Origin of the sequence: Polyangium mundeleinium (genome assembly GCF_028369105.1) — a bacterium.
GTDB classification, from domain to species: domain Bacteria; phylum Myxococcota_A; class Polyangia; order Polyangiales; family Polyangiaceae; genus Polyangium; species Polyangium mundeleinium.
The window spans coordinates 1,785,478-1,808,140 of sequence record NZ_JAQNDO010000001.1; the positions used below are offsets into that span (position 1 = coordinate 1,785,478).

Below are 22,663 nucleotides of genomic sequence, written 5' to 3' on the forward strand. Positions count from 1 at the left end.
GTCTGATTACGGCATCGCCGATACGCCGATCACCAGCCGGTGTCCGTGCAGCATGCCCACGTAGAGCAGAATCACCACGACGAACCGCACGATCCCGATCTCGGCGAGCGCCTTGCCCACGCCGCCGCGGGCGAAGGGCACGAGCGAGGTCTTCGCGGCGAACGGCTCCCACGCCTCGCCGAGCGCGACCTTGCGGCGGCTGTCGATGTGCAGCATCCCCGCGATCGCCAGGAAGGCGATCCCGCCGAACAGGCAGATCGAGGCCACGTCCCCGTTCGGCGGGAGATGGGCCATCCCCCATAACGCGAACGACCACAACGCCGGGTGGCGCGTGATCCGCACGATCCCCCGCGGCTCCGCGCCCACCGCCTTCTCCTGCATCATCTGCGTCGGGTTTTGCGTGGAATACCCGCAGACCATGAAGAGAAACGCGATCGGCATGACGACGAGCGGGATCCAGCGCGTCCACGGCGGGGCGCGCCAGAGCTCGACGTAGGGCGCCGCGCGATAGGCGAAGATCATCCAGACGAACGCCGCGAGCACGAGGAGCGAATAGATCCCCTGAAAACCCTTCTCGCTGAGCCGCTGGATGAGGGGGCGCCGGAGGGTGAGGCTCGACAGGCCGATGTGGCCGAGGACAAAGACCAGCGTCGCGGATGCGATCGCGCGGAGGCTCCCGTCCTTTGCGCCTTTCGCGGGCTCGGGCTTCGGGGCGCCGCCGATCTCGAGGATCGCGGCGACGAGGTGATCGACGTCGCCCTCGCGCATCGCGAGCCCCGGCATGGCGCCGGGCATGTATCCCTCGACGACGTCGTGGTTCGGCTCGACGATGCTGCGGCGGATGTAGGCCTCATCGGCCACGAGCTCGCGGGGTTTTTCCTGCGTCACGACCTTGCGCGTCTTGCCGACGAGGCTGAGATAGGTCGGCCCGGGGCGCGCGGAGCCATCGAAGGAATGGCAGGCTGCGCATCCGCGCTCGAAGAGGAGCTGCTTGCCGCGCGCGGGATCGCCGTCCGCGAGCGCGCGGGGGGCGAGGAGCAAGCAGAGGCCCGCGAGGGCGAGAGCCGGGAGGGTACGCATGGGGCGCGAGCGTACGCCGGGTGGAGGTGATGTGCCAGGGCCGTGTTTCGTGGATACCCCCGCGTCGCGCCCCTGTGATCAAGGCTCCACGGGCTTCTGCCGTTTGACGGAGCGCGCGCCGAGCGGTGGCGCGAGCTCTTCCCAGTCGTCGGGATGAAAGTAATGGGCGACGGCCTGGAGGCGGGCGTGCTCGCGGACGAGCAGGGTCGCCAATCGATTGCGGATATCCACGGCGAGGGTGGGTGCGGCGGGGGCAGCCTTCGGCGCATCCGCGGGCTTGAGGTGAGTGACCAGGAAGGCGCCGATCTCGGCGGCCTCGTCGATTTGCGCGGCGGTGACGGGGTGTTTTCCGGCGATGGTTTGCGCGTGCCTCCGGAAGAGGTCTGCGAGCGAAATGCAATCCTCGGCGCGGTCGCGCGCGCCGCGGCCCGCGATGATGGCGTCGACCTCGGCCTGGGGAATCGTGCCATTGGAGGCGAGGGCCTTGGCGGACGAGAGGAGCTGCGCGCGCAGGCGCGCGGCGGTGGAGAGCTTCGCCTGGAGGAGGGATTCGCCGGGCGTCTCTTGCTCGGCGCGGAGCGCGGCGAACTTGGTAGCGACCGCGAGTTCGGGGAGGGCGAGGAGCGCGGCGAGGTGGATCTTGGGCAAATGAAGGGGGATGTGGTGCTCGTGCATCGCGGCGACGCGCATGCCGGTGGTGACGTTCGCGAGCGCGAGGTCGAGGTCGAGCCGGAAGGGCAAAACGTCGCCGGGTTGGAGCGCTTGCGCCGCGGGGAGGTGCTTTTCGTAAGCCTTCTCAGGGTCGATGGGGGTTGTCATGGGGGCCTTTCCGTCGGTTTCGAGGGATGGAAGGTGGGGAACTGTACAGGAGAAGGAAACGTTTTGCACAGGGGCTTCAGGGAGGGAGGGGCGGGAGGGGACGGTTGTGCAAAAAGGTTCGCAAGGTGGAGGAGGCGAGGAAAACGTTGCGGGGTGCGGGGGGTGGGAGGTGGGATCGCGGGGAAAAGATTTGCGAATGGCCGTCCGGGTTGGGTGCAACAATGTGAGATTTTTCACGCGAATGGACGGTAGAGAGTCCCTCGGGAGCAAAAAGTTTGGGGATGGGGGACGGGGAGTGAGTATCTTGGCGTACGTGTCAAGCATGTCGCCTCGTCGGGGCGCGCGGTTGGTCGGGGCGGTACTGCTCGGCGGAATGCTCGTGGCCGCCGCGTTCGGCGTGCTGCGCGCGCAGGCGGGGTGTGGGGGGATGACGGTGCGGATGGGGGGGAGGTGGAGGCAACCGTCGTCGAGGTGCGAGGCGTCGATGGGAGTACGGAGGGGGATGCTGGAGGGAATGCCGGGGACGCGGGAGAACTGGCGACGGAATGTACGACGACTTTCGTGGTCGAGGTCTATCTTGCAGGTTTGTTCTCTCGGTTCGATTATGGGGGGCATTTCGTGAGTCTCGACAGGCCGGCGCTCGTGACCGGATACTCGCGTCGGGAGAGCCAGGATCTGAAGCACAAGTTGCGCGGAAGGCGCACACTCGATCTGGCCAGCCCGTACTTTGCTGCCGAGTTCACGAGGGATGACCTCTGCTCCGCCGAAGAGGTATCACCCTCGCATGTACGCCTCTCATGCATTGATTCCGAGGGGCAGCTCGTCACGCTGGAATATCGTATACGGGATGGATATGCGGTAGAGCTGCGGAAAAATGGCGGCCATTGGTACCCATATGGTCCCCACGAGGATATGCCTGCAAACGCCTGCGCGACGATCGAAACCGAGATTCCGAAGCACGACCTGACGCAGCTCCACAAGGCATATCTGGACGATAGCCCTTCGGAGCGTTGTCGCACGCCCACGTCCTCGAGGCGGAAGGCCCCGGCGACGTTCACCCACCAAGTGCTGCCCAGGGGGCACAAGTACTACGAGGACGGGAAACTCAGGCCAAGGGGCGCCCCCCGCTCTGGCTACTGTCGAGGCGTCACGCTCGCCCGCCTCGTTCTGCCGCCTCATGTAGGCCTTTCCCAGGATCTGGGTCTGCTCTTCGCGCAATGCAACGAAACGTGCACCGCGGCCCTCAACAGCAAGCCGAACGGCGCGGAGGTTCGATGCTTCGAAGCCGGACAGGTGGCTGCTTACCAGTTGGGTGATGACCTCTACATCATCGAAGACGCTCGCGTGCGCCGAGTACCGATTGCATGTGGTGTGGAACTGGACTTCCGCCTGCGTGCATTTCTTGGACCGCTCGGGCTGAGCGAGTGAACGTCGGGGTCCCATCCCTCCCGCTCGCCGTTCGCTCGTTCGCCCTTCCGAGCCCCGAGATACGTCGATAGGATGCGCGCCATGCGACCGCGCCCCCCGACGGGTTTGTCCCCCACGCTCTTCGTGCTCCTCGCGCTCGTGGCCCTCGGCTGCGGCGACGGAGGTGATGGCATTCCGCCGCGCCCGACCGATGCCGGGACCGACGCCACCGAGACCGATGCCTCCGAGATCGACGCGGGGTGTCCGCCGGGATCGTACCCCGACGGCGGCGCGTGCGTGATCGACGCGAGCTGCAAGGACAACCCCTGCGGCGAACACGGGACGTGCGACGATTCGAGTGGATCGGCCGTCTGCACGTGCGAGAAGGGCTGGGGCGGCGCGACGTGCACGTCGTGTGACGCCGCGGGCGGCTACCACGACGACGGCAGCGGAGGTTGCACGACGGACCCGTGCGTGCCGGATCCGTGCATGTCGGCCGATCGCATCTGCGATGGAAGCTCGGGCAGCGCGCAGTGTGTTTGCAAGCCCGGCACGCACGACGAGGGCGGCGTGTGCGTCGAGGACAAGACATGCCTGCCGACGACGTGCAGCGGTCACGGGAGCTGCGACGACAGGGGCGGCAAGGCCGTGTGCATGTGCGACGTCGGATGGAGCGGGAGCGCATGCGACGCGTGTGACGACGCAGGGGGGTATCACAGCGATGGAAACGGCGGCTGCACGACGGACCCGTGTCTGCCGAATCCCTGCGTGGCCCCGCACGCGAGCGTGTGCACGGTCGAAGGGGGATCCACGGTCTGCGGCTGCGATCCCGGGTATCACGACGTGAACGGCGCTTGCGTGATCGATGAGGTTTGCACGCCGTCGACGTGCTCGGGCCATGGAGCGTGCGTGGTCGAAGGCGGCCACGTGGTCTGCACGTGTGACGCCGGCTTCGCCGGGGATTCGTGTGATACGTGCGACGTGGCGGGCGGGTATCACGACGACGGGAGCGGCGGCTGCACGACGGACCCGTGCCTGCCGAACCCCTGCGACATGCCGAACAAGACGGTCTGCGCGGGACAAGGCGCGTCGTACGTGTGCTCGTGTGATGCGGGGTATCACGACGACGGGAGCGGCGGGTGCACCGACGATCCCTGCACGCCGAACGTCTGCCTCGTGATGAACCAGGCCTGCCAGGTCGTGGGCGGGATGCCGCAGTGCTACACGCCCGATTGCGACGATCAGAACCCGTGCACGGTCGATACGGTCGTGGGCGGGAGCTGCGAGCACACGCCGCGCCCCAACGGGACGATGTGCCAGACGTCGCTCTGCATCGTGGGGGAGGCATGCCAGGCGGGCACCTGCGCGGGTGGCAGCCCGCGGGTGTGCGACGACGGCAATGCGTGCACGGACGACACGTGTGATCTCGCGGTGGGGTGTGTCGCGACGAACGACAACACGAACGTGCCGGACGACGGGATCGCGTGCACGATCGACAAGTGCGCGGGCGGCCTCGCGTCGCACACGACGAGCAACGCGGCTTGTGACGACGGGGCGTGGTGCACGGGCGCGGAGGTCTGCGCGCCGCTCCAGGCGGGCGCGGACGCGGAGGGGTGCGTGCACGTGAACGTGCCGCAGAAGCCCGTGAGCATCAGCCCGTGCGTGAGTTATGGCGCGTGCGACGAGGCGACGAAGTCGTTCCCGCCCGTGTTCGCGTCGCCGGGGAGCACCTGCAACGACGGCATCCCGTGCACGAGCGGCGACGTCTGCGACGCGCAGGGCGCTTGCAAGGGGACGGCCTCGATCGGTTGTGATGGCGGGGCTTGCGCGACCACGCACCCCGGCACGGGCGACGTGAACATCCCGGTCGGCGTGGTGAGCGGGACGATCACGCTCGGAGGCGCGGCGGTGCCCGCGACGAATACCGAGTCGGACGGCGCGGAGATCTACCTCGTGGCGAAGGACACGAAGGCAGCGCATTACATCGGCGGTTATAGCTACCAGTTCCAGTCGGGGGGCGTGTATTCGCTGCTCCCGAACGCCTACGGCGGCAAGGTGGTCGCGGGCGTGTACGACGTGCTCTACCGGCGGGGCTGGGGGTCTGCCGGGAATACGGTGACGCGTACGCAGCCGGCAGCAACGCACGTGAATGGCTATCGGATCCTCGCGACGGGCGTGGTCATCGGCACGGGGGAGAGCAAGCTGGACGTGAACATTCCGGTGGCGAGCGTGAGCGGTACGATCACGCTCGGAGGCGCGGCGGTGCCCGCGACGAATACCGAGTCGGACGGCGCGGAGATCTACCTCGTGGCGAAGGACACGAAGGCAGCGCATTACATCGGCGGTTATAGCTACCAGTTCCAGTCGGGGGGCGTGTATTCGCTGCTCCCGAACGCCTACGGCGGCAAGGTGCTCGCGGGCACGTATGACGTGCTGTATCGGCGGGGCTGGGGGTCTGCCGGGAACACGGTGACGCGTACGCAGCTCGCGGCGACGCACGTGAATGGCTACCGGATTCTGGCGACGGACGTGACGCTCTCGGCAGGGTCGAACACGCTGAACGTGGACATCCCGGTGGCGAGCGTGAGCGGTACGATCACGCTCGGGGGCGCGGCGGTTCCGGCGACGAACACGGAGTCGGACGGCGCGGAGATTTACCTCGTGGCGAAGGACACGAAGGCCGCGCATTACATCGGCGGTTATAGCTACCAGTTCCAGTCGGGGGGCGTGTATTCGCTGCTCCCGAATGCCTACGGCGGCAAGGTGCCTGCGGGTACGTATGACGTGCTCTATCGGCGGGGCTGGGGGTCTGCCGGGAACACGGTGACGCGTACGCAGCTCGCGGCGCCGCATGTGAATGGGTATCGGATTCTGGCGACGGATGTGACGCTTTCGGCAGGGTCGAACACGCTGGACGTGGACCTCCCGGTGGCGAGCGTGAGCGGTACGATCACGCTCGGGGGCGCGGCGGTGCCGGCGACGAACACGGAGTCGACCGGCGCGGAGATCTACCTCGTGGCGAAGGACACGAAGGCTGCGCATTACATCGGCGGTTATAGCTACCAGTTCCAGTCGGGGGGCGTGTATTCGCTGCTCCCGAACGCCTACGGCGGCAAGGTGCCTGCGGGTACGTACGACGTGCTGTATCGGCGGGGCTGGGGGTCTGCCGGGAACACGGTGACGCGTACGCAGCTCGCGGCGACGCACGTGAATGGGTATCGGATCCTGGCGACGGACGTGACGCTTTCGGCAGGGTCGAACACGCTGAACGTGGACCTCCCGGTGGCGAGCGTGAGCGGTACGATCACGCTCGGGGGGGCGGCGGTGCCGGCGACGAACACGGAGTCGACCGGCGCGGAGATCTACCTCGTGGCGAAGGACACGAAGGCCGCGCATTACATCGGCGGTTATAGCTACCAGTTCCAGTCGGGGAGCGTGTATTCGCTGCTCCCGAACGCCTACGGCGGCAAGGTGCCTGCGGGTACGTACGACGTGTTGTATCGGCGGGGCTGGGGGTCGAGCGGGAACACGGTGACGCGTACGCTTCTGGCGGGGACGCACGTCAATGGCTATCGGATTCTGGCGACGGACGTGACGCTCTCGGCAGGGTCGAACACGCTGGACGTAGACCTCCCGGTGGCGAGCGTGAGCGGTACGATCACGCTCGGGGGCGCGGCGGTGCCGGCGACGAACACGGAGTCGACCGGCGCGGAGATCTACCTCGTGGCGCAGGACACGGCGGCCGCGCATTACATCGGGGGCTACAGCTACCAGTTCCAGTCGGGGGGCGTGTATTCGCTGCTCCCGAACGCCTATGGCGGCAAGGTGCCTTCGGGGACGTATGACGTGCTCTACCGGCGGGGCTGGGGGTCGAGCGGGAACACGGTGACGCGTACGCTCGTGACGGCCGCGCACGTCAATGGGTACCGGCTTCTGGATCGATGCATGACGACGCCTTGAAGGGGCAGGCGTGACGACCCGGGGGCATCGAAGCCCCCGGGCCGAGCGTCATCCCACCCGATCCCGGAGCGGCACCGATGCGACTCGCTTCGGCTCGGCAGCCCGATCAAAGGGGGCGCCCGCGGCTTCCAGTGCCGTGATCGCCTCGGCCGCGAGCCGCATCGCGCGAACCCCGTCCTCCGCCGATACCTTCGGTCGATCGCCCCGGGCGACGCTCTCCCGGAACGCGACGAGCAGCCGCGCGAGGTCGCCTCCGCGCGGCGGCGTGCGCGTCCGTTTGCCTCCGGCGTCGCTCACCTCCACGAGGTCACGTCCCTCCGAGCGTATCCAGGACAAACGCCTTCCATCGGCGAGGCGCGCGCGCACTTCGAGGGCGTCCGCCGCCTCGGCGAGCAAGAGCTCGATCGTCACGTCCGGCTGGGAGGGACCGGCGCCGCGCGCGCGCAAGGTCACGCGCTCGGGTCGACCGCCACCCTTGGCCGTGGCCTTTCGGATGCGGAGATCTTCGCCTGCCACGGCGTGCGCCACGTCGCCGAGGTGGATCAAGAGCTCGTAGAGCGCCGTGCGCGACCACGCGTGCAAGCTCGCGGGCGAGGTGGCCGTGGCCCGGTGAACGACCTCGATTTCGAGAGGACGATCGGGACCTTTTTGATCCCCGAGCACCGTGAGAATCTCTTCGAGCCCGCCCGCCGTGCGGAGCTGCTGCGCCACCGTGATGCGCTCTCCTGCCTCGGCCGCGAGCGCTTCGGCCTCGGCGAGTGTCGCGCCGAGCGGTTTTTCCACGAGGCAGGGGAGCCCGCGCGCCAAGGCGTCGCGCGTGATGTCCGCGTGCTGCCGCGTGCTCGTGGCGACGATCACCGCGTCGATCGTGGCACGCTCGCAGAGCTCCGCGAGCGTCCGCGCGCGGGGCACGTCGGCCGCGATCTCCGGCAGATCCTTGTCCGGCGCATGCGGGGACGTGATGCCGGCGAGGACGAACCCGCCCGCTTGCTCCAGCGCAGCCGCGAAGGCGAGGCCCCGCCGGCCCGTGCCGACGATCGCGACACGGAGGGCGCGCGGCGCGGGGGAGGCTTGGGCCACGGGCAGGTGGATACGCTCGCGCGGCGCTTCCGGGAGCGGGATTTCGTCGCTCCGCGGGATGCGGCCGTCGCCGAAGCGGAGCTCGTCGAGGCGGTCGATCCCGGGCCGGAAGCGCGCAATGCGGGGCTCGGCGAGGCAACGCTCGGGCGTGATTTTCTCGCCCGGGATGGCCCGGAGCTCGCCGGTGCCGAAGACCGCCGCATACGGCTTCCATACGCCCGTGCAGACGAGGTCGAAGCGGCACGCGGCACAGGCCGGGCCTTTCTGCTTTTGCGGCAGGTCCTCCGTCAGCGCGCCGCTGAGCGAGACGAGCACGTCGCTCCACGGCATCATCTCTTCGAGCTGGCAGGGCGGGACGCCCTGGCGCGAGCCGACCACGACTTCGACGCCGAGCTCGTTCGCCCGCGCGATCGCGCGCTTCAGGTAGGGCATCACGTCCGAGAAGCGGGGCACGTGGTCGGCGAGGCGTTCGAGGGCCTTGTATTGCGGCGTGACGTACGCGAACGAGATGCCGATGCGCGCGCCGAACTCGGCGTGCATCCACTCGACGAACCGCACGAGGTGCCGATGGTTCTGCGCGGACACGACGTGGTTCACGTCGAGCCGGAGGGCGTCGTGGCGCGCGAAGAGGTGGAGCGCCCGCACCGTCCGCGCGTGGTCGCCCATCTTGCGGGTTTGCAGCCGCGCGAGCGCCTCGTCGTGCGCGTGCAGCGAGACGAAGACGTTCGTGAGGCCCGCCGCGACGAGGGCGTCGACCTTCTCCGGTTTGTCGAGGAGCACCGCGTTCGTGACGAGCTCGATGCTGCGGACGCCGGTCCGCTTGGCCACGGACACGTAATCGACGAGGTGGCGCGAGAGCGTGGGTTCGCCGCCGCTGAACGAGATTTGCTCGACCCCCGTGCGGCCGAGGCGCGCGATCCGCCGCATCATCCGGCCCGGATCCTCCTCCACGTTGTGGGAGGTCTCGTTCGCGCTGCAGAACCAGCAGTCCTGGTTGCAATGGACCGTCGGGCGGAGGACGGTGAAAAACGCCGCGCGCGCCGCGCTCTTGCGGGTCTCGTCCCAGCGCTCGCGCGGGCGCTGCTGCGGGGCGCGGGGCAAGGGGGACAACCCCGCGGCGCCGTGCGTGGAGAGGTAAAGCGTGGTCGTGCCGGGGCAGGCGCGCGAGGCGCCGCAGGCGTCGCAGGCCGGCGCGAGCGAGGAGGTGGCATGGCGCGGAATGGGACGGCCGCCACGATCGGCGAGCAAACGCTCGGGGACGTCGATGCCGCCGTCCGGGGTTTGGGTCGCGACGGCGCAGAGGGGGATCCCGTCGCGCTCGGTCAGCGTGATTTCGAGCCCCTTTTCCCGGGCAAACCCGATCGCCGCGAGGAGCCCGTCCCGCGCCCGATCCCAGCGGGGCGGCGCGAGCTCGCGTGGCGCGCGTCCATCCACGGGCCTTAGCGCGGAGGGCGTGTACAGGCGGACGCGACGTGCGCTCGGCGCCACGCCCGCGAGGAGCGCGATCATCCCGCGGAGGTCCTGGATCGCAGGATCGAGCACCGGGATCTCGAGGACGAGGTCGAGCCCCGTCGCCGCGATCGCGCGGAGGCCCGCGAGGCCCGCGGTGAACGCGCCTCGCACGCGGGCGATCGCGTCGTGCACGGCCGCTCGATCGCTCGCGAGGAAAAATACGACCCCCGAGAGGCCCGCGGCGCGGAGCTCCTCGGCGCGCCCCTCGGCGGCGTAGGCCACGCCGTTCGTCCGCGCGTACACTGCGCCCCAGCCCGCGTCGCGCGCGTTCTGCACGAGCGCGCGCAGATCCTTCAGACGTGAAGCTTCTCCGCGCAGCTCGAGCACGCCGCCGCCGCGACGGAGCTCGCGCTGCTGGGTTCCTTCGTCCGGCGGCTTGCCGCGGCAATCACAGACGGGGCAGGCGAGGTTGCAGCCCTCGGCGAGCAGGAGGCTCGTGTCGGTCGTGCCGGCGCGGGGGCTCATGGGAGAGCGCATTGTTCGCCGCGGGAGACGCCGCGCGCAAGAGGAACGGGACTAGGGTACCATGCGCTGGATGCGCGTCGCGCGGGTGCTCACGAACGAGACCTGCAACCAGGGTTGCGGCTTTTGCTCGGCGCGAAGGCCGGTCGAACGGCCTGATTTCGTGCGCCCCGCGGCCGTGCTCGCTCGCATCGACGAGGCGCTTGCCAAGGGCACGCGCGAGGTCGTGCTGACGGGCGGCGAGCCCACGATGCGGCGGGATCTCGCGGCGCTCGTCCGGCACGCCCGCGCGCGCGGCGCCGAGCGCGTCGTGCTGGAGACGAACGCGTCGCTCGTCACGGAGAGCCTCGCGCGCGCGCTCGCCGACGCAGGTCTTTCGGTCGCGCGCGTGCACGTGCCGGCGTTTGGCCCCGAGGCGGACGGGATCACGCGTGACGAGGGCGGGTTCTCCGCCGCGCTCGCGGGTGCGCGTGCCCTCGCCGCCGCGGGGATCCCGCTGGAGATCACGACGCCGATCGTTCGGAACAACCTCGACCTCGTCGCGGCGATCCCGGGCGGCGTGCGCGCGGCGAACCTCCCGGTCCTGCGCCTCGTCGCGTCCATGCCCGTGGACGCGCCCGATCCCGCGACGCTCGCGCCGCTCGAAGGCGCCGCGCGTGCGCTCGAACGGCTCGATCAGGCCGCGCGGGAGGCCGGCATCCCGCTCTCGCTCGACCCTGGCGCGGCCATCCCTCCGTGCTCGTTCGAGCGGCCCGCGCGCCTCGCGCACCTCTACGCGTTGAACCCCGGCGGCGCGAATCGGCCGGGCCACGAGCGCGTGCCCGCGTGCGGCGCGTGTGTCGTCGCGGATCGTTGTCCCGGCGTGCCGCGCGCGCTCCTCGCGCGGGAGACCACGTCCGCCTTCCGGCCTCTCATGGAGGACCGGATTCGCCGCAAGCTCACGGTGATCTCGTCGGTGCGCGAGCAGATCGATCGCGAGCTCGTGACCCGCGACGTCCACCGCGCGCCCGACGGCCGGCTCGTGCCTTCGCACATCGTACGCATCCAGTTCCAGTGCAACCAGGCCTGCGATTTTTGCTTCGTCTCCACGCACCTGCCGGCGCCCGAGGACGAGGTCGTGCGCCGCGCGATCCTCGAGATCGCGCACGCCGGCGGTGTCCTGCAAGTCTCGGGCGGCGAGCCGACCTTGAACGGCCGTCTCCGCGAGTACGTCGCGCTCGCGAAGCGTGAAGGGGCGATCGCCGTGGAGCTGCAGACGAACGCGGTGCGCCTCGCGGATCCGGGCCGCGCGCGCGAGCTCGAAGAGGCCGGGCTCGACGTGGCGTTCGTGTCGCTGCACGGGTCGCGCGCCGAGATCTCGGACGTGATCACGCGGGCGCCGGGCACGTTCGAGAAGACGGCGCGGGGGCTCGACGCGCTCGCGCAGACGAAGATCCGCGTGCGGCTGAACTTCGTTTTCTGCGAGCCGAACCAGGCGGATTTCCCGGACTTCGTGCGCCTCGTCGCGGCGCGCTGGCCGGCCGCGGAGATCAACGTCTCGGTCGTCGGGGCATTCACGGACCTCGTGCCCCGCACGGAGAGCCTGATCCCGCGGTACACGGATCTGCTGCCGGCGATGCGCGAGGGCCTCATGATCGCGCGCGCGACGGGGATTCCGGTGCTCGGGTTCGAGTCGATGTGCGGGATCCCGCTCTGCCTCGCGCCCGTCGATCCACGCGGGTTCTTCGACCTCGCCGAGATCCCGAACGGGCACGACGGCGGCGAGTTCGTCCGCGCAGAAGCGTGCGGGCGGTGTGAGCTTTCCGCGCGCTGCTTCGGCCTCCGGCGCAGCTACGCCGAGCTTCATGGGACCAGCGAGGCGCGTGCGGTCGTGCGGGGCGCCGAGATCGGCTGACGCCTACGTCCGCGGTTCGTGCTTCCCCCTTCCCGCGTAGGGCGGTATGGAGCGTGCCGTGTCGGGGGTACGGAGCAAAAGGGTGCCGGGCGAGCGAGACAAGGCCACGACCGTTCTGTCCATGGTCGGCCTCCCTGCGCGGGGAAAAACGTACATCGGGCGCCGCGTGGCGCGTTACCTGAGCTGGCTCGGTCATCCGACCCGCGTGTTCAACGTGGGGAGCTACCGTCGCCGGCAGATCGGCGCGAGCCAGCCAGCCGACTTCTTCGCGCCGTCGAACAAGGAAGGCCGGCAGGTCCTGCACGATCTCGCCATGACGGCGCTCGACGACATGCTCGCCTGGCTGCGCGAGGGCGGCGAGGTCGGCATCTTCGACGCGACGAACAGCACGAAGGAGCGCAGGCGCCTCGTCGAGGAGCGGTGCCGCAAGGAGGGGCTGCCGGTCGTCTTCATCGAGTCGTTCTGCAACGACCCGGGGGTGATCGAGGCGAACGTCCGCGATACGAAGCTCAAGTCGCCGGACTACGTCGACATGGATCCGGACGCGGCGGCGCACGACTTCCTGCGGCGCATCGCCCACTACGAGAGCATGTACGAGACGCTCGAGGATCCGAACCAGAGCTACATCAAGATCATCGACGTCGGCCGCCAGGTGATCCTGAACCGGATCCACGGCTACCTGCCCGCGCGCCTCGCGCCCCTGCTCATCGACCTGCACGTCTCGCCGCGCCCGATCTGGCTGACGCGGCACGGGCAAAGCGACTACAACCGGCACGGCCGCATCGGCGGCGATCCCGAGCTCTCCCCCGCGGGCGAGGAGTACGCGAAGCACCTGGCGGAGTTCGTTCGGAAGAACGCGCCGCGGGATCAAGAGGTGTCGGTCTGGACGAGCACGCTGCGGCGGACGATCCAGACGGCGACGAAGATCACGCGGTCACCGCGGACCTGGCGTGCGCTCGACGAGATCGACGCGGGCGTCTGCGACGGGATGACGTACGACCAGGTGCGGATCGAGATGCCGGACGTGTGGGCCGCGCGGAGCGCCGACAAGTTCCGGTATCGATATCCGCGCGGAGAGTCGTACGAGGACGTGATCCAGCGGCTCGACCCGGTGATCATCCAGCTCGAGCGCCAGCGCTCGCCGACCTTGGTGATCGCGCACCAGGCGGTGCTCCGGGCGATCTACGCGTACCTGATGGACCGGCCGCCGGGCGAGTGCCCGTCGATCAGCGTGCCGCTGCACACGGTGATCCAGTTGACGCCGACGGCGTACGGCTGCGAGGAGAAACGATTCGCGCTGCCGCCAAACGTGGAGGATCAGGGGGCGGGGGGATAGGTTTTACCAGGGAAACCATTCCCCCGGCATCGTCTGCCATGCCGTGGGTCGGTTCGGGTCTCCGGACGGGAGCACCAGCGAGCCCACGAAATCGGCGTGCGCGTAGGCGCTCTCGATGTTCCGCGTGATTCCGTCGAGATCCGCGTCGGTCACGACGCCGTCGCTCGTCGCCTTGTAGAATTGCACGGTGATCCGGATCGGGAATCGTTCGTCCCGTACGAGGCGGCCGCCGTGGCCTTCGAGGAACGGGCCGAGGCGCGGGCCGTGGCCGAGCACCGCGCGTTCGAGGTCGCTGCGCACGGGCCCGGGGCGGATGTGGATCGTCGCGTCGTTCGGGCCGAATCCGCCCGCCGCGAGAGCGTCGTCCGAGAATTCGTAGCCATATCCGTTGTCCGAGGAGGACAAACCCCCGAGGGCGCCCCGATGCTCGTGCACGAGCGGGACCTGGATCAACGCGAGGAGGTCCGCGCCGCGGCCAAGGGCGCTTCGCTCGGATTCGGTGCGCGGGCCGCCCCGGGCCTCGATCCGCGCCGCCACGTCGCTCCGGCGCTCGGCCGTGAACGCGGCGCGGCTCCCATGTTCATTGAAATAGAGCTCCTGCCCGTAGCCCCGCACGGAGCGGTCTTCGCTGCGGTTTTCGAAGACGGCCTGGGCGCTCACGAGGAAATGCGAGTCGCGCGGGGCCGTGAGGTCGATCGGAGAGCGCGCGCCCTCGATGCCGGTGAGGCTCTCGGGGCTCGAGACGATCTTGCGGAGGTCGTGCAAGGCGTCGAGCAGGGAGATCGTTTGGAGCGGCGCGCCTCGTTCGTTGCCGACACGGAGGAAAAACCGGTCGGACGGGACGTCGGCGGTGCGGTCGGAGAAATTCGGATATCGAAGGACGGGCATGAGCGCGTCCGCCCATTCGCCGGTCGTGCGTCGTCGTCGGAGCTCCAGCGTGAGGTCCGAGATGTTCGGGCCGAGCGCGGAGCCGACGGCGCGCGCCGTGTCCTCCCACGCCACGTCGACGATCCGCAGGCCACGCGCGGCGACGCGCTCCTGCAGCGCGAAATCGCCGGTCATGTTGGCGATTCGCTCGACCGTGTCCTCGTGTTCGCGGAGGACGACGTCGTCCTCGACGCTGCTCGGCGCGGCGGCAGGGACCTCGGGCGGATTCCAGTACGTGACGCCGTCACACCCCGCGACAAACGCGAGGAGCGGCCACACGACGAGCGAGCGGTGCATCGTCACCTCGGGCCGGCGCAGGTTCGATCGCGCCGGCTGCCGCCATGGAACCCGCCCGCGCGGCCCGGCTTGGCCCCTCTGGGCTCGTCACCTCAATACGAGGAGGAGGGCGGGATTTCGGGGGCCTCTGTGCTCTCGGCCGGCGGCTTGGGGGTCAGGCGAAGGTGCTCGCGAATCGAGGAGACCCCGGCCTCGCGCTCCGGGAAGGGGAGACGCAGCGCGGAGCTCTTCACACAGGCGCCGAACGAGGTTTCGCCCGGCGGCGAGGTGAGCTTCACGTCGCCGACGAACCCGTCCGCGCCCACGCGGAACTGGAGGTCGAGGTCGATCGGCTCGCCAGGGCGCTTGTCGAACTCGATGCGGTAGCAATCCCGGATCTCGGCGTGGAGGACCGCGAGGCCAACGTCGACGTCTTCCCGCGTGAGGTTGCCCGAGACCTGGGCTTCTTCGGCTTCCTCCAGCGTCACGGTCTCCGGCGCTTGCTCCGGGGCGGGCGGTGAGAGCGTCGCGCGTGTGCGCTGCTCCAGAGGCTCGGCGACCGTCACGTCGAACGTGGGGACCGACTGCGTCTCGCCGTTGCGCGTCTGCATCGTTCGCTTGGCCGAGAGGACGGAAGCGACGACGCCGTGGGCCTCTTCGAGCCGCGTGTCTGGCGACAAACGGATCAGCGCGCGGTCACGCATTCGGTCCTGCGGGTCGTGGTGCGCGCCGTGGTCCTTCCAGATGTCCGCCACCACCGCGGCCAGCGTCGGATGACGCACGTCCCCCGGCGCAGCTTCGCGGGGCGCGCGGCGCAGCACGGTGACGATGTCGCGGATGCGCCACTTCACGACGAACTCGTCGAGCGTGGCGTCGACGTCGAGGAAGCCGGGCGGAGGTGCGTGGGGCGCGTGGGGCTCGATGGGCTCGGCAGGCTGGCGGAGCGGCGGCGCGAGCGGGAGGGCGGGCACGACGATACGGGCGCCGACGCGCGGATCGGGCAGCGTGACGCGGAGGGGCACGCTGAAGTAGCGGCCTTCGAGGAGAAGGTCGTACGCGCCGTCGCCGAGGCCGTCGAAGCGTACGGGCACGCCGTCCTCCCAGCGCGCCGGGGGGAACTGAAAGCCGAGCACGATCTGCGCAGGGGTCGTGGGCGGGAGTTCGGTCGGGAAGGGGCTCGCGAGATCCACGACGAGCGTGCCCGGAGGCAAGGACGGGTCCGCGAGGGAGACGCCGGGGTGCGCGGTGAGGCGGGTCTGGTCGGCGACGAGCGATTCGATGTGGCGGAGCGCGGCGTTCGTGGGGAGCACGAAGAGGGCCGGCGCGAGCGCGAGGAGGAGCGTCACGAGGAAGGCGGGGCGCGCGCGGGAGAGGGCGCCGGTGAGGCCACGCGGCGGCATCGCGACGAGCGTCGTGAGGACGATCGGAAGGGCGAAGATCGCGCCGGTGGCGGTGAGCTCGACCGTCGTGCGGCGGAGGTCTCGCGCGGCGTGCCCGAGCGCGGGGAGGGTGGTGCCAGGCGTCGAGATGGCGATGACCTCGCCCATCGCAGGTGCGAGCGCCGCGAGGAGGACGCCGCCGATGCCCGCGCACGCGGCGGCGAGCAGGCGCGTGGCGGCATAACCGTCGCCCCGGTTCGTCCGCGACGCGCCGAGCACCACGGCGACGAGACCCATGCCCGCGGGCAGCGCCGCGATCCAGCTCCCGACCGCGTCGCGGCCGAGGTCGTCCTTGCCGAGGAGGCGCGCGACGAGCGCCGCCGCCGGGAGCGAGAGCGCGGCGACGACGAGCGCGGCGAGGGGGCGTTTGTCCTTGTTGATCGACGCCGTCACGCGTCCAGGCCGGAGCGAGAGCGCGGCGACGCCGAGCGAGATCGACGCGACGAGCAGGCCGGCATCGAAGAGGGACGCGCGAAGCATCAACGCGGAGGCCGCGGCGCGCGCGCGTTCGCCGAACGAGAGATCGGGCGCTGGGGCCAGCGGATCCGGCATCCACGCAATCGAGGCGGCGAGCGTGATGGCGGCGAGGATGGCGGGCGGCAGGCAGACGAGCGACGCGGCGGCGCGCCTCTGCGCGACGAAGCGGGTGAGGGCGATCGTCGTGGCGAGCGCGAATCCGAGGCCGAAGCCTACGGCGAGCGCGCCGCGCGGCTCGGCGAGGTGCAGGTTGAAGAAGGCGACGCGCACGAGCCCCGCCTCGGACTCGGCGAGCAGGACGAGCGCGACGGCGATCGGCACGAGGAGCGTGATCGTCGCGACAGCGAGGTTTTGCCGCGTGCGTCGGGACGCGCGGCGGGCTCGCTCTTCGGGCTTGCCCGAGGCGTCCTTGTCAGCCACGTCGCGCAGGGTATCCGGACCGGGCCCCGCGCCGCGAGGGAAAAACCGTGACAACGCGCCGCGGCCGTCGATACCCTGCACGGCATGCGCGCCGCGGGCGTCTTCGCGTGGGCCTTCTTGACGGCTGCGGCCGCGTCGGCCGAAGCATTCCCGGGCTACTTCTTCCTGGACAGGAGGGACTCGAAGATCCCGAACAGCGCGACGACCGTGGTGATCGCGCGGCGCGGGACGCGCACCGTCGTCTCGATGCAAATGGACTACACCGCACCGGCCGAGACCTATGATCTCGACACGGTGCCCCTGCGGCCCACGTACATCGTCGAGCAGACCGGGGTCGAGATGATCGTGCCCGTGCCGGCCACGTTCAACCCCGACGCGGTGAAGAGGCTCCCGAGCGACATTTTCGAGCGGCTCGACGTGAGCAGCGCGCCGCGGCTCGTCGAATCCTGGCAGCAGGATCCCTGCACCTACGCGGACATCGCCTCGATTGCGGCCCGCGACAAGGAGGGCGGCCCGAGCGTGCTGCCGGACGAGGGCTCCACGCGTCCCCGTGCCCAGGAAACGTCTCGCGTCCAGATCGACGCGCAATTCGCGGTGCGCGGCGCCTCCATCAACGTCATCGAGCCCTCCGACCTGGAGCCTTGGCTCGAGAGACGGGAGAAGCACATTCCGGAGAACGTCGCGACCGTGCTGCGCTCGTACAAGGAGGCCGGGTGGAAATTCTTCGTGACGCGTTTCTATCCCTCGCACGTCGAGATCCGCAGAGGCCGCTCCGTGTCCTCGCCCATTCAATTCGAATACGACGCAGAGGAGGTCCGGCTGCCTTTGCGCCTCGGGCTCTCGAGCTCGGCGGGCACGCAGGACCTCGTGGTGCACGTGCTCGCGGAGGACAGGTACGAGGCCACGAATTTCCCGAACCTCACGATTCCCACGAACGTGGAGGTCGACGGGGCGGCCCGCGCGCACTTCGGCGAGTTCTACGCGTCGCTCTTCGACGCGACGCTCGACAAGAATCCCGGCGCGTTCGTGACCGAATACGCGTGGGACGCGGAGTCGTGTGATCCGTGTCCGGGGCCCTTGCTTTCGCCCGAGGATCTACGATGGCTGGGCGCGCCGTCGGGGATGGTCGTGCATACGCGGCTTCATGCGCGTTATCGCAAGGAGGCGCTCGGAGAGGACCCCGTTTTGCGGGTCGCGCCGCCGATCCAGGGCGGGCGCGGCGGCGAGGGGCAGGCGGCGGTGCCCGCGGAGGTGAGCACGTTTCAGGGGCGTTACGTCCTTCGCCACCGCTGGCAGGGCCCCGTGACGTGCCCGAGCCCCGATTTCGATATCTGGGGCGGGCCGCCGAGCGCGGACCTCACGAGCGTGCGGCCCGCCACGCCGTCCTCCGAGGTGGTGCGGGGGAAGGTCTATCTTTCAGCGATGGTGCGCGATTCCGTGCCGGCTGCCGGGGTCGTCGCGAAGCCGCGCCCGGACGAGGGCTCGGCGGGAAAGCGATTCTTGCTCGGCTTCGGCCTTGGCGCGGGCGCAGGGCTCTTCGGCACGATCGGCGTGGTATTGGCGGTGACCCAAAGACGGCGCGTTTCGCGCAGGATTTCGCCATAACACGGGCGCCCGATCCTCGCTTGACATCCCCTTCGCGGGTCGCATCATGAGCGACCGTCCGTGAATGCGGCGCGAAGGTGTATTCGCGAGGCCGTGACGGCATCGACAGAAACGGGAGATCACGATGAGACGATATCTTGGTTATTCGGTTCTCGGTTCGCTCGCTTGCCTCCTCGCGATGAACGCGGGGTGCGAAGGCGAGGATCTCAACACGGGCGGCACGGGCGGCACGGGGCTCACCACGAATACGGGCAGCGCCGGCGCAGGCGCCGGGACGGGCGGCGCGGGCGGGATCGTGCAGGAGAGCTTCATCCGGATCCATTATCGGCTGCAGGACGGCGGCGACCCGAAGTCGTGGGGCGTGCATTTCTGGGGCGCTGGCTCGACGTCGCCGGCGTGGGGAACGCCGCAGGTGTTCGACGGGACGGACGAATTCGGCGTGTACACCGACGTGCGGGTGACGGTGACCGGCGACGCGGACGACGCGTGGCTCGGGCTCATCCCGGTGCAATGCTCGAACGGCAATTGCAAGAAGGACGTCGAGACGGGGGTTCGTTTCGCCGATCTCACGAAAAACGCCCAGGATGCGAACATCGCCGAGTGCTGGATCACGCAGGGCCAGGCCGTCTCGACGACGCCGCCGGCGGCGGCGGGGCCGGCGTACGAGATCTCGCGGCCGAAGGATTTCATCGACCTCGGCAATGGCAGCGTGCGGCTGATGTTCCGGGTGGCGAAGGGCTCGACGGGCACGGTCGAGTACGGCGCGGCCGCGGGGACGCTCGACAAGAAGGTGACGTGGGCGGCCGCGGACGACATCAACAAGAATGGCCTCATGATCACGGGCCTGACGCCGGGTGAGGCCGTGTATTACCGGATCTCGACGAAGCTCGACGTGAATGGGCAGACGCTCGAGGACACGTCGGACGTGCTCGATCTGAAGCCGATCTCGTATGCGCCGATCACGGACGCGGCCGACTGGGCGTCGTGGGGCAGCAAGGGGATCATGTACCAGCTCATCGTCCGCACGTTCGCGGACGGCGGCACGACGAAGGCGGTCGGCGATTCCAAGGCCGAGAGCGGCATCGACACGACGAAGATGGACGGCGTGGGGGATCTCGTCGGGCTGCGGAAGGCCTTGCCGTACCTGAAAGAGCTCGGCGCCGACGCCATCTGGATGACCCCGGTCTTCAAGGCGAAGAGCTACCACGGCTACGACACGACGGATTTTTACGACATCGATCCGTCCGTCGGCACGATGAAGGATTTCACCGATCTCACGGAGGCGGCGCACGCCGCGGGGATCAAGATCATCCTCGATCTCGTGCAGAACCACGTGGCCGACGTGAACCCCTGGTTCGTCGCGGGCGCGGATCCGAAGCACGCCGATTACGACAAGTACCACGACTGGTTCGTCTGGTCCGATCAATACTCGAACATGCTGGCGGACGGGCACCCGTGGGACGGATCGGCCGTGATGTGGGCGTGCAAGAATTACCAGTGCTACCACCAGATCTTCGGCGGCCCAATGCCGGAGCTCAACTACCGCAACCCCGCGGTGCGCGCCGAGATGAAGAAGATCTCGCAGCACTGGATCGATCTCGGCGCGGACGGGTATCGCCTCGACGCGTCGAAGCACATCGATCAATTCGACGACAACGCGGACATCTCGCTCGACAAGCACGGCACGCACGTGTGGTGGAAGGAGTTCAACCATTTCGTCAAGAAGGACGTCGTGCGGCCCGCGGGCTCGGCCGCGGTGCTCCTGACGGGCGAGAATCGCTGGGATGATCCGGCCCAGTACGGCGAGATGATGCCGTACGGGGGCGACATGGACTCGCAGTTCGACTTCCCGTTCCGCAGCATCGTCGGCAATTTCGTGAACGGGCAGGCGGGCGACGCGGTCGATTTCGTGGGGTACGTGAACAAGGTCCAGGCGGACCTCGCGGCCGGCGGCAATGGCGGCAGCCCGCATCATTACCTCGAGCGGTTCCTATCGAACCACGACCTCGAGCGGCCAGCGACGCAGTTCGAAGGCGCGGGCGCGGCGCTCGACGCGAAGCTGAAGCAGGCCGCGACGATCGTGCTCACGGTGCCGGGCATGCCGGTCATCTATTACGGCGAGGAGTTCGGCAAGAAGGGCAAGCGCGACAAGTTCCTCGGGAACGAGGCGTGGGACCGCGACGAGCTCATCCGCGAGCCGATGAGCTGGTTCGAGGCGAACGTGTTCGTCGGCGACAAGATGACGGGCTGGAACATCGACGCGGCGGCCACGAACGAGGCGAACAAGGACGTGCTGCCCTTCGCGGGCGTGGGCATCACGGTCGCGCCGAACCCGGATTACCCGTTCGTGAAGTTCATGTCGGAGCAGGAGCCGGCCTCGTGGGCCGCGCAAGAAGCCGACGCGTCGAGCCTCTTGCATCACTACCGGAAGCTCGTCGCGATCCGGAAGGCGCACGCCGTGTTCACGGACCTCGCCGCGACGATCACGCTCGTGAAGAACACGGCCGACGTCTACGAATACAAGCTCCAGAGCGGCGCGGAGACGATCTCGGTCGTCCTGAACCGCAAGTCGACGTCGCAGACGATCCCGTGGGGCGCCGCGGCGACGGATCTCCTCTCCGGGATCACGGGCATGTCGTTCGAGCTGCCCGCGTACGGGGCGATCATCGTGCAGAACAACTAGAAATGTACGGATGAGAAAAACACGGGCCGCGTCCTTCGCAGGCGAGGGGCGCGGCTTCGTGTCGCCCGGCGGCCCCGTGCGCGGGGCTCGACGCCGAGCCGCGCATCGTGGTAGCGTCTCTTCGGTCGTTTGAAACCGTTCACCCTCATGGTCCTGGTGGTGTTCGGGCTGGTGGCGGCGGCAGTCGCCGCGCGGCTGCTGGGGCTTGCGATGCGTACGCGCAAGGCCCCGGAGTTTCTGCTCGGGCTTTCGATGTTGCTTCCGCTCGTGGGGTATTCGATTCAGGTCGCGAGCGCGGTGACGCGAGGCGGCGCGCCTGCGCCGCTCGCCGTGGAGATCGGCGGGCTCGTCGTCGACATCGGATTCCTCACGGTCGCGGGCTTCGTGTGGCTCGTCTTTCGGCGCGAGGAGACCTGGGCCCAGGTGTTCGCGTTCCTCCTCGTGGCCTTTGGCCTCGCCATGCCCGTCGTGAACCACGTCATTCCCTGGTCCAATGGATTGCCTTCGGCCCTCTGGCCTCGCGCGGTGTTGCGGACGCTTTGTTATGGCTGGGCCGCGGTGGAGGCGCTCCGGTATGCGGCGTTCATGCGAAAGCGCGTGCGTTTCGGGCTCGCCGAGCCGCTCGTGGCCGATCGGTTCGGCCTTTGGGGTTTCGGTTATCTTTGCGCCGCGCTCATGCTCGACGGCCTGACCGCGGGCGGCGCGCTCCACGTGCTGCAATCGCGCTTCGCCGACGTGTTCCTGGTCGGCGGCGCGGCGTTTGGGGTGCCGGCCATGCTTGCCTTCGGATTCAGCTTTTTCCCGCCGGTTGCGTACGTGCGATACGTCGAGCGCCGTCTCGGCGCGGAGGGCGCATCATGAGCGAGGGTTCGCGTGTGTTCGAGCGGGTCGCGGAGGAGCTCGAGCGGCTCTCGAAGCTGAGCCGGCTGGAGGCGCGGGGCACTTTGCGGATTGCCCTCCGGGAGGCGGGGTTTTTGCCGAAGAACGTGACGCCCCGCTCGATGACCGTGGTGCTCGAAAAGACGCTGCCTTCCTTGCTGCTCAAGCGCGGCGTGCGGGAGGCGGCGATGATCTGTTACCAGATGACCATCCTCGTCCGCGAGACGATGGGCATGGAGTCGGCCGAGGTGGAGACCCCGGAGCGGGTGTTCGCCCGGATCGGGCGCGCCACGCTCCCGCCGCCCGCGCCGGGGTCGGATGCGGGGCGCACGCCGACGGGGCGCCTCTCCGCGGTGCCGGGGCCCATCAAGAAGCTCGGGTCGTGAGCGGCGTCGCGGCGGCAGCAC

The 22,663-nt window shown here is 69.2% G+C and carries 13 protein-coding genes; 8 read left to right on the forward strand and 5 right to left on the reverse strand.

Annotated features, from left to right (window positions below; genetic code table 11):
• Positions 1-6: 6 nt before the first annotated feature.
• Positions 7-1,080 (reverse strand): NnrU family protein, encoded by a 1,074-nt coding sequence (locus POL67_RS07405; protein WP_271916384.1) that lies wholly within the window; start codon positions 1,078-1,080, stop codon positions 7-9.
• 78 nt (positions 1,081-1,158) lie between these two features.
• Entirely contained in the window at positions 1,159-1,899 is a 741-nt protein-coding gene (locus POL67_RS07410; RefSeq protein WP_271916385.1) for a hypothetical protein, read from the reverse strand.
• Positions 1,900-2,460: 561 nt separating this feature from the next.
• Here POL67_RS07410 and POL67_RS07415 point away from each other — a divergent pair.
• Both POL67_RS07415 and POL67_RS07420 read left to right on the forward strand, forming a co-directional pair.
• The gene (locus POL67_RS07415; protein WP_271916386.1) at positions 2,461-3,327 is read left to right on the forward strand and encodes a hypothetical protein; all 867 of its coding nucleotides are present in this window, start codon (positions 2,461-2,463) and stop codon (positions 3,325-3,327) included.
• Positions 3,328-3,408: 81 nt separating this feature from the next.
• Positions 3,409-7,266: a calcium-binding EGF-like domain-containing protein gene (locus POL67_RS07420; RefSeq protein ID WP_271916387.1), complete on the forward strand. Its 3,858-nt coding sequence runs from the start codon at positions 3,409-3,411 to the stop codon at positions 7,264-7,266.
• Between the two features lie 48 nt (positions 7,267-7,314).
• Here POL67_RS07420 and POL67_RS07425 read toward each other — a convergent pair whose 3' ends face one another.
• Positions 7,315-10,323 (reverse strand): radical SAM protein, encoded by a 3,009-nt coding sequence (locus tag POL67_RS07425; protein WP_271916388.1) that lies wholly within the window; start codon positions 10,321-10,323, stop codon positions 7,315-7,317.
• 61 nt (positions 10,324-10,384) lie between these two features.
• Between POL67_RS07425 and POL67_RS07430 the strand changes: the two genes are divergently transcribed.
• Both POL67_RS07430 and POL67_RS07435 read left to right on the forward strand, forming a co-directional pair.
• Positions 10,385-12,214, forward strand: a complete 1,830-nt coding sequence (locus POL67_RS07430) for a radical SAM protein (RefSeq protein WP_271916389.1) — start codon at positions 10,385-10,387, stop codon at positions 12,212-12,214.
• Between the two features lie 82 nt (positions 12,215-12,296).
• On the forward strand, positions 12,297-13,550 hold the full coding sequence (locus POL67_RS07435) for a 6-phosphofructo-2-kinase/fructose-2,6-bisphosphatase (protein WP_271916390.1): 1,254 nt from the start codon (positions 12,297-12,299) through the stop codon (positions 13,548-13,550).
• 3 nt (positions 13,551-13,553) lie between these two features.
• Here POL67_RS07435 and POL67_RS07440 read toward each other — a convergent pair whose 3' ends face one another.
• Entirely contained in the window at positions 13,554-14,774 is a 1,221-nt protein-coding gene (locus POL67_RS07440; RefSeq protein WP_271916391.1) for a hypothetical protein, read from the reverse strand.
• 92 nt (positions 14,775-14,866) lie between these two features.
• Positions 14,867-17,089 (reverse strand): hypothetical protein, encoded by a 2,223-nt coding sequence (locus tag POL67_RS07445; protein WP_271916393.1) that lies wholly within the window; start codon positions 17,087-17,089, stop codon positions 14,867-14,869.
• An 84-nt stretch (positions 17,090-17,173) separates the two neighbouring features.
• Here POL67_RS07445 and POL67_RS07450 point away from each other — a divergent pair, with 84 nt between their 5' ends.
• From POL67_RS07450 to POL67_RS07465, 4 genes are all read left to right on the forward strand, one after another.
• Positions 17,174-18,694 (forward strand): DUF2330 domain-containing protein, encoded by a 1,521-nt coding sequence (locus tag POL67_RS07450; RefSeq protein ID WP_271916395.1) that lies wholly within the window; start codon positions 17,174-17,176, stop codon positions 18,692-18,694.
• 124 nt (positions 18,695-18,818) lie between these two features.
• Positions 18,819-21,377, forward strand: a complete 2,559-nt coding sequence (locus POL67_RS07455; RefSeq protein ID WP_271916396.1) for an alpha-amylase family glycosyl hydrolase — start codon at positions 18,819-18,821, stop codon at positions 21,375-21,377.
• Positions 21,378-21,506: 129 nt separating this feature from the next.
• Positions 21,507-22,238 (forward strand): hypothetical protein, encoded by a 732-nt coding sequence (locus tag POL67_RS07460; protein WP_271916397.1) that lies wholly within the window; start codon positions 21,507-21,509, stop codon positions 22,236-22,238.
• Entirely contained in the window at positions 22,235-22,642 is a 408-nt protein-coding gene (locus tag POL67_RS07465; RefSeq protein WP_271916398.1) for a hypothetical protein, read from the forward strand. Before POL67_RS07460 ends, POL67_RS07465 begins: the two co-directional genes overlap by 4 nt.
• Positions 22,643-22,663 lie beyond the last annotated feature (21 nt).

Coding starts and splice junctions, on each gene's coding strand:
- POL67_RS07405 (WP_271916384.1), bottom strand. CDS start 1,080: ATGCGTACCCTCCCGGCTCTCGCCCTCGCGGGCCTCTGCTTGCTCCTC.
- POL67_RS07410 (WP_271916385.1), bottom strand. CDS start 1,899: ATGACAACCCCCATCGACCCTGAGAAGGCTTACGAAAAGCACCTCCCC.
- POL67_RS07420 (WP_271916387.1), top strand. CDS start 3,409: ATGCGACCGCGCCCCCCGACGGGTTTGTCCCCCACGCTCTTCGTGCTC.
- POL67_RS07425 (WP_271916388.1), bottom strand. CDS start 10,323: ATGAGCCCCCGCGCCGGCACGACCGACACGAGCCTCCTGCTCGCCGAG.
- POL67_RS07430 (WP_271916389.1), top strand. CDS start 10,385: ATGCGCTGGATGCGCGTCGCGCGGGTGCTCACGAACGAGACCTGCAAC.
- POL67_RS07440 (WP_271916391.1), bottom strand. CDS start 14,774: ATGCACCGCTCGCTCGTCGTGTGGCCGCTCCTCGCGTTTGTCGCGGGG.
- POL67_RS07450 (WP_271916395.1), top strand. CDS start 17,174: ATGCGCGCCGCGGGCGTCTTCGCGTGGGCCTTCTTGACGGCTGCGGCC.
- POL67_RS07455 (WP_271916396.1), top strand. CDS start 18,819: ATGAGACGATATCTTGGTTATTCGGTTCTCGGTTCGCTCGCTTGCCTC.
- POL67_RS07465 (WP_271916398.1), top strand. CDS start 22,235: ATGAGCGAGGGTTCGCGTGTGTTCGAGCGGGTCGCGGAGGAGCTCGAG.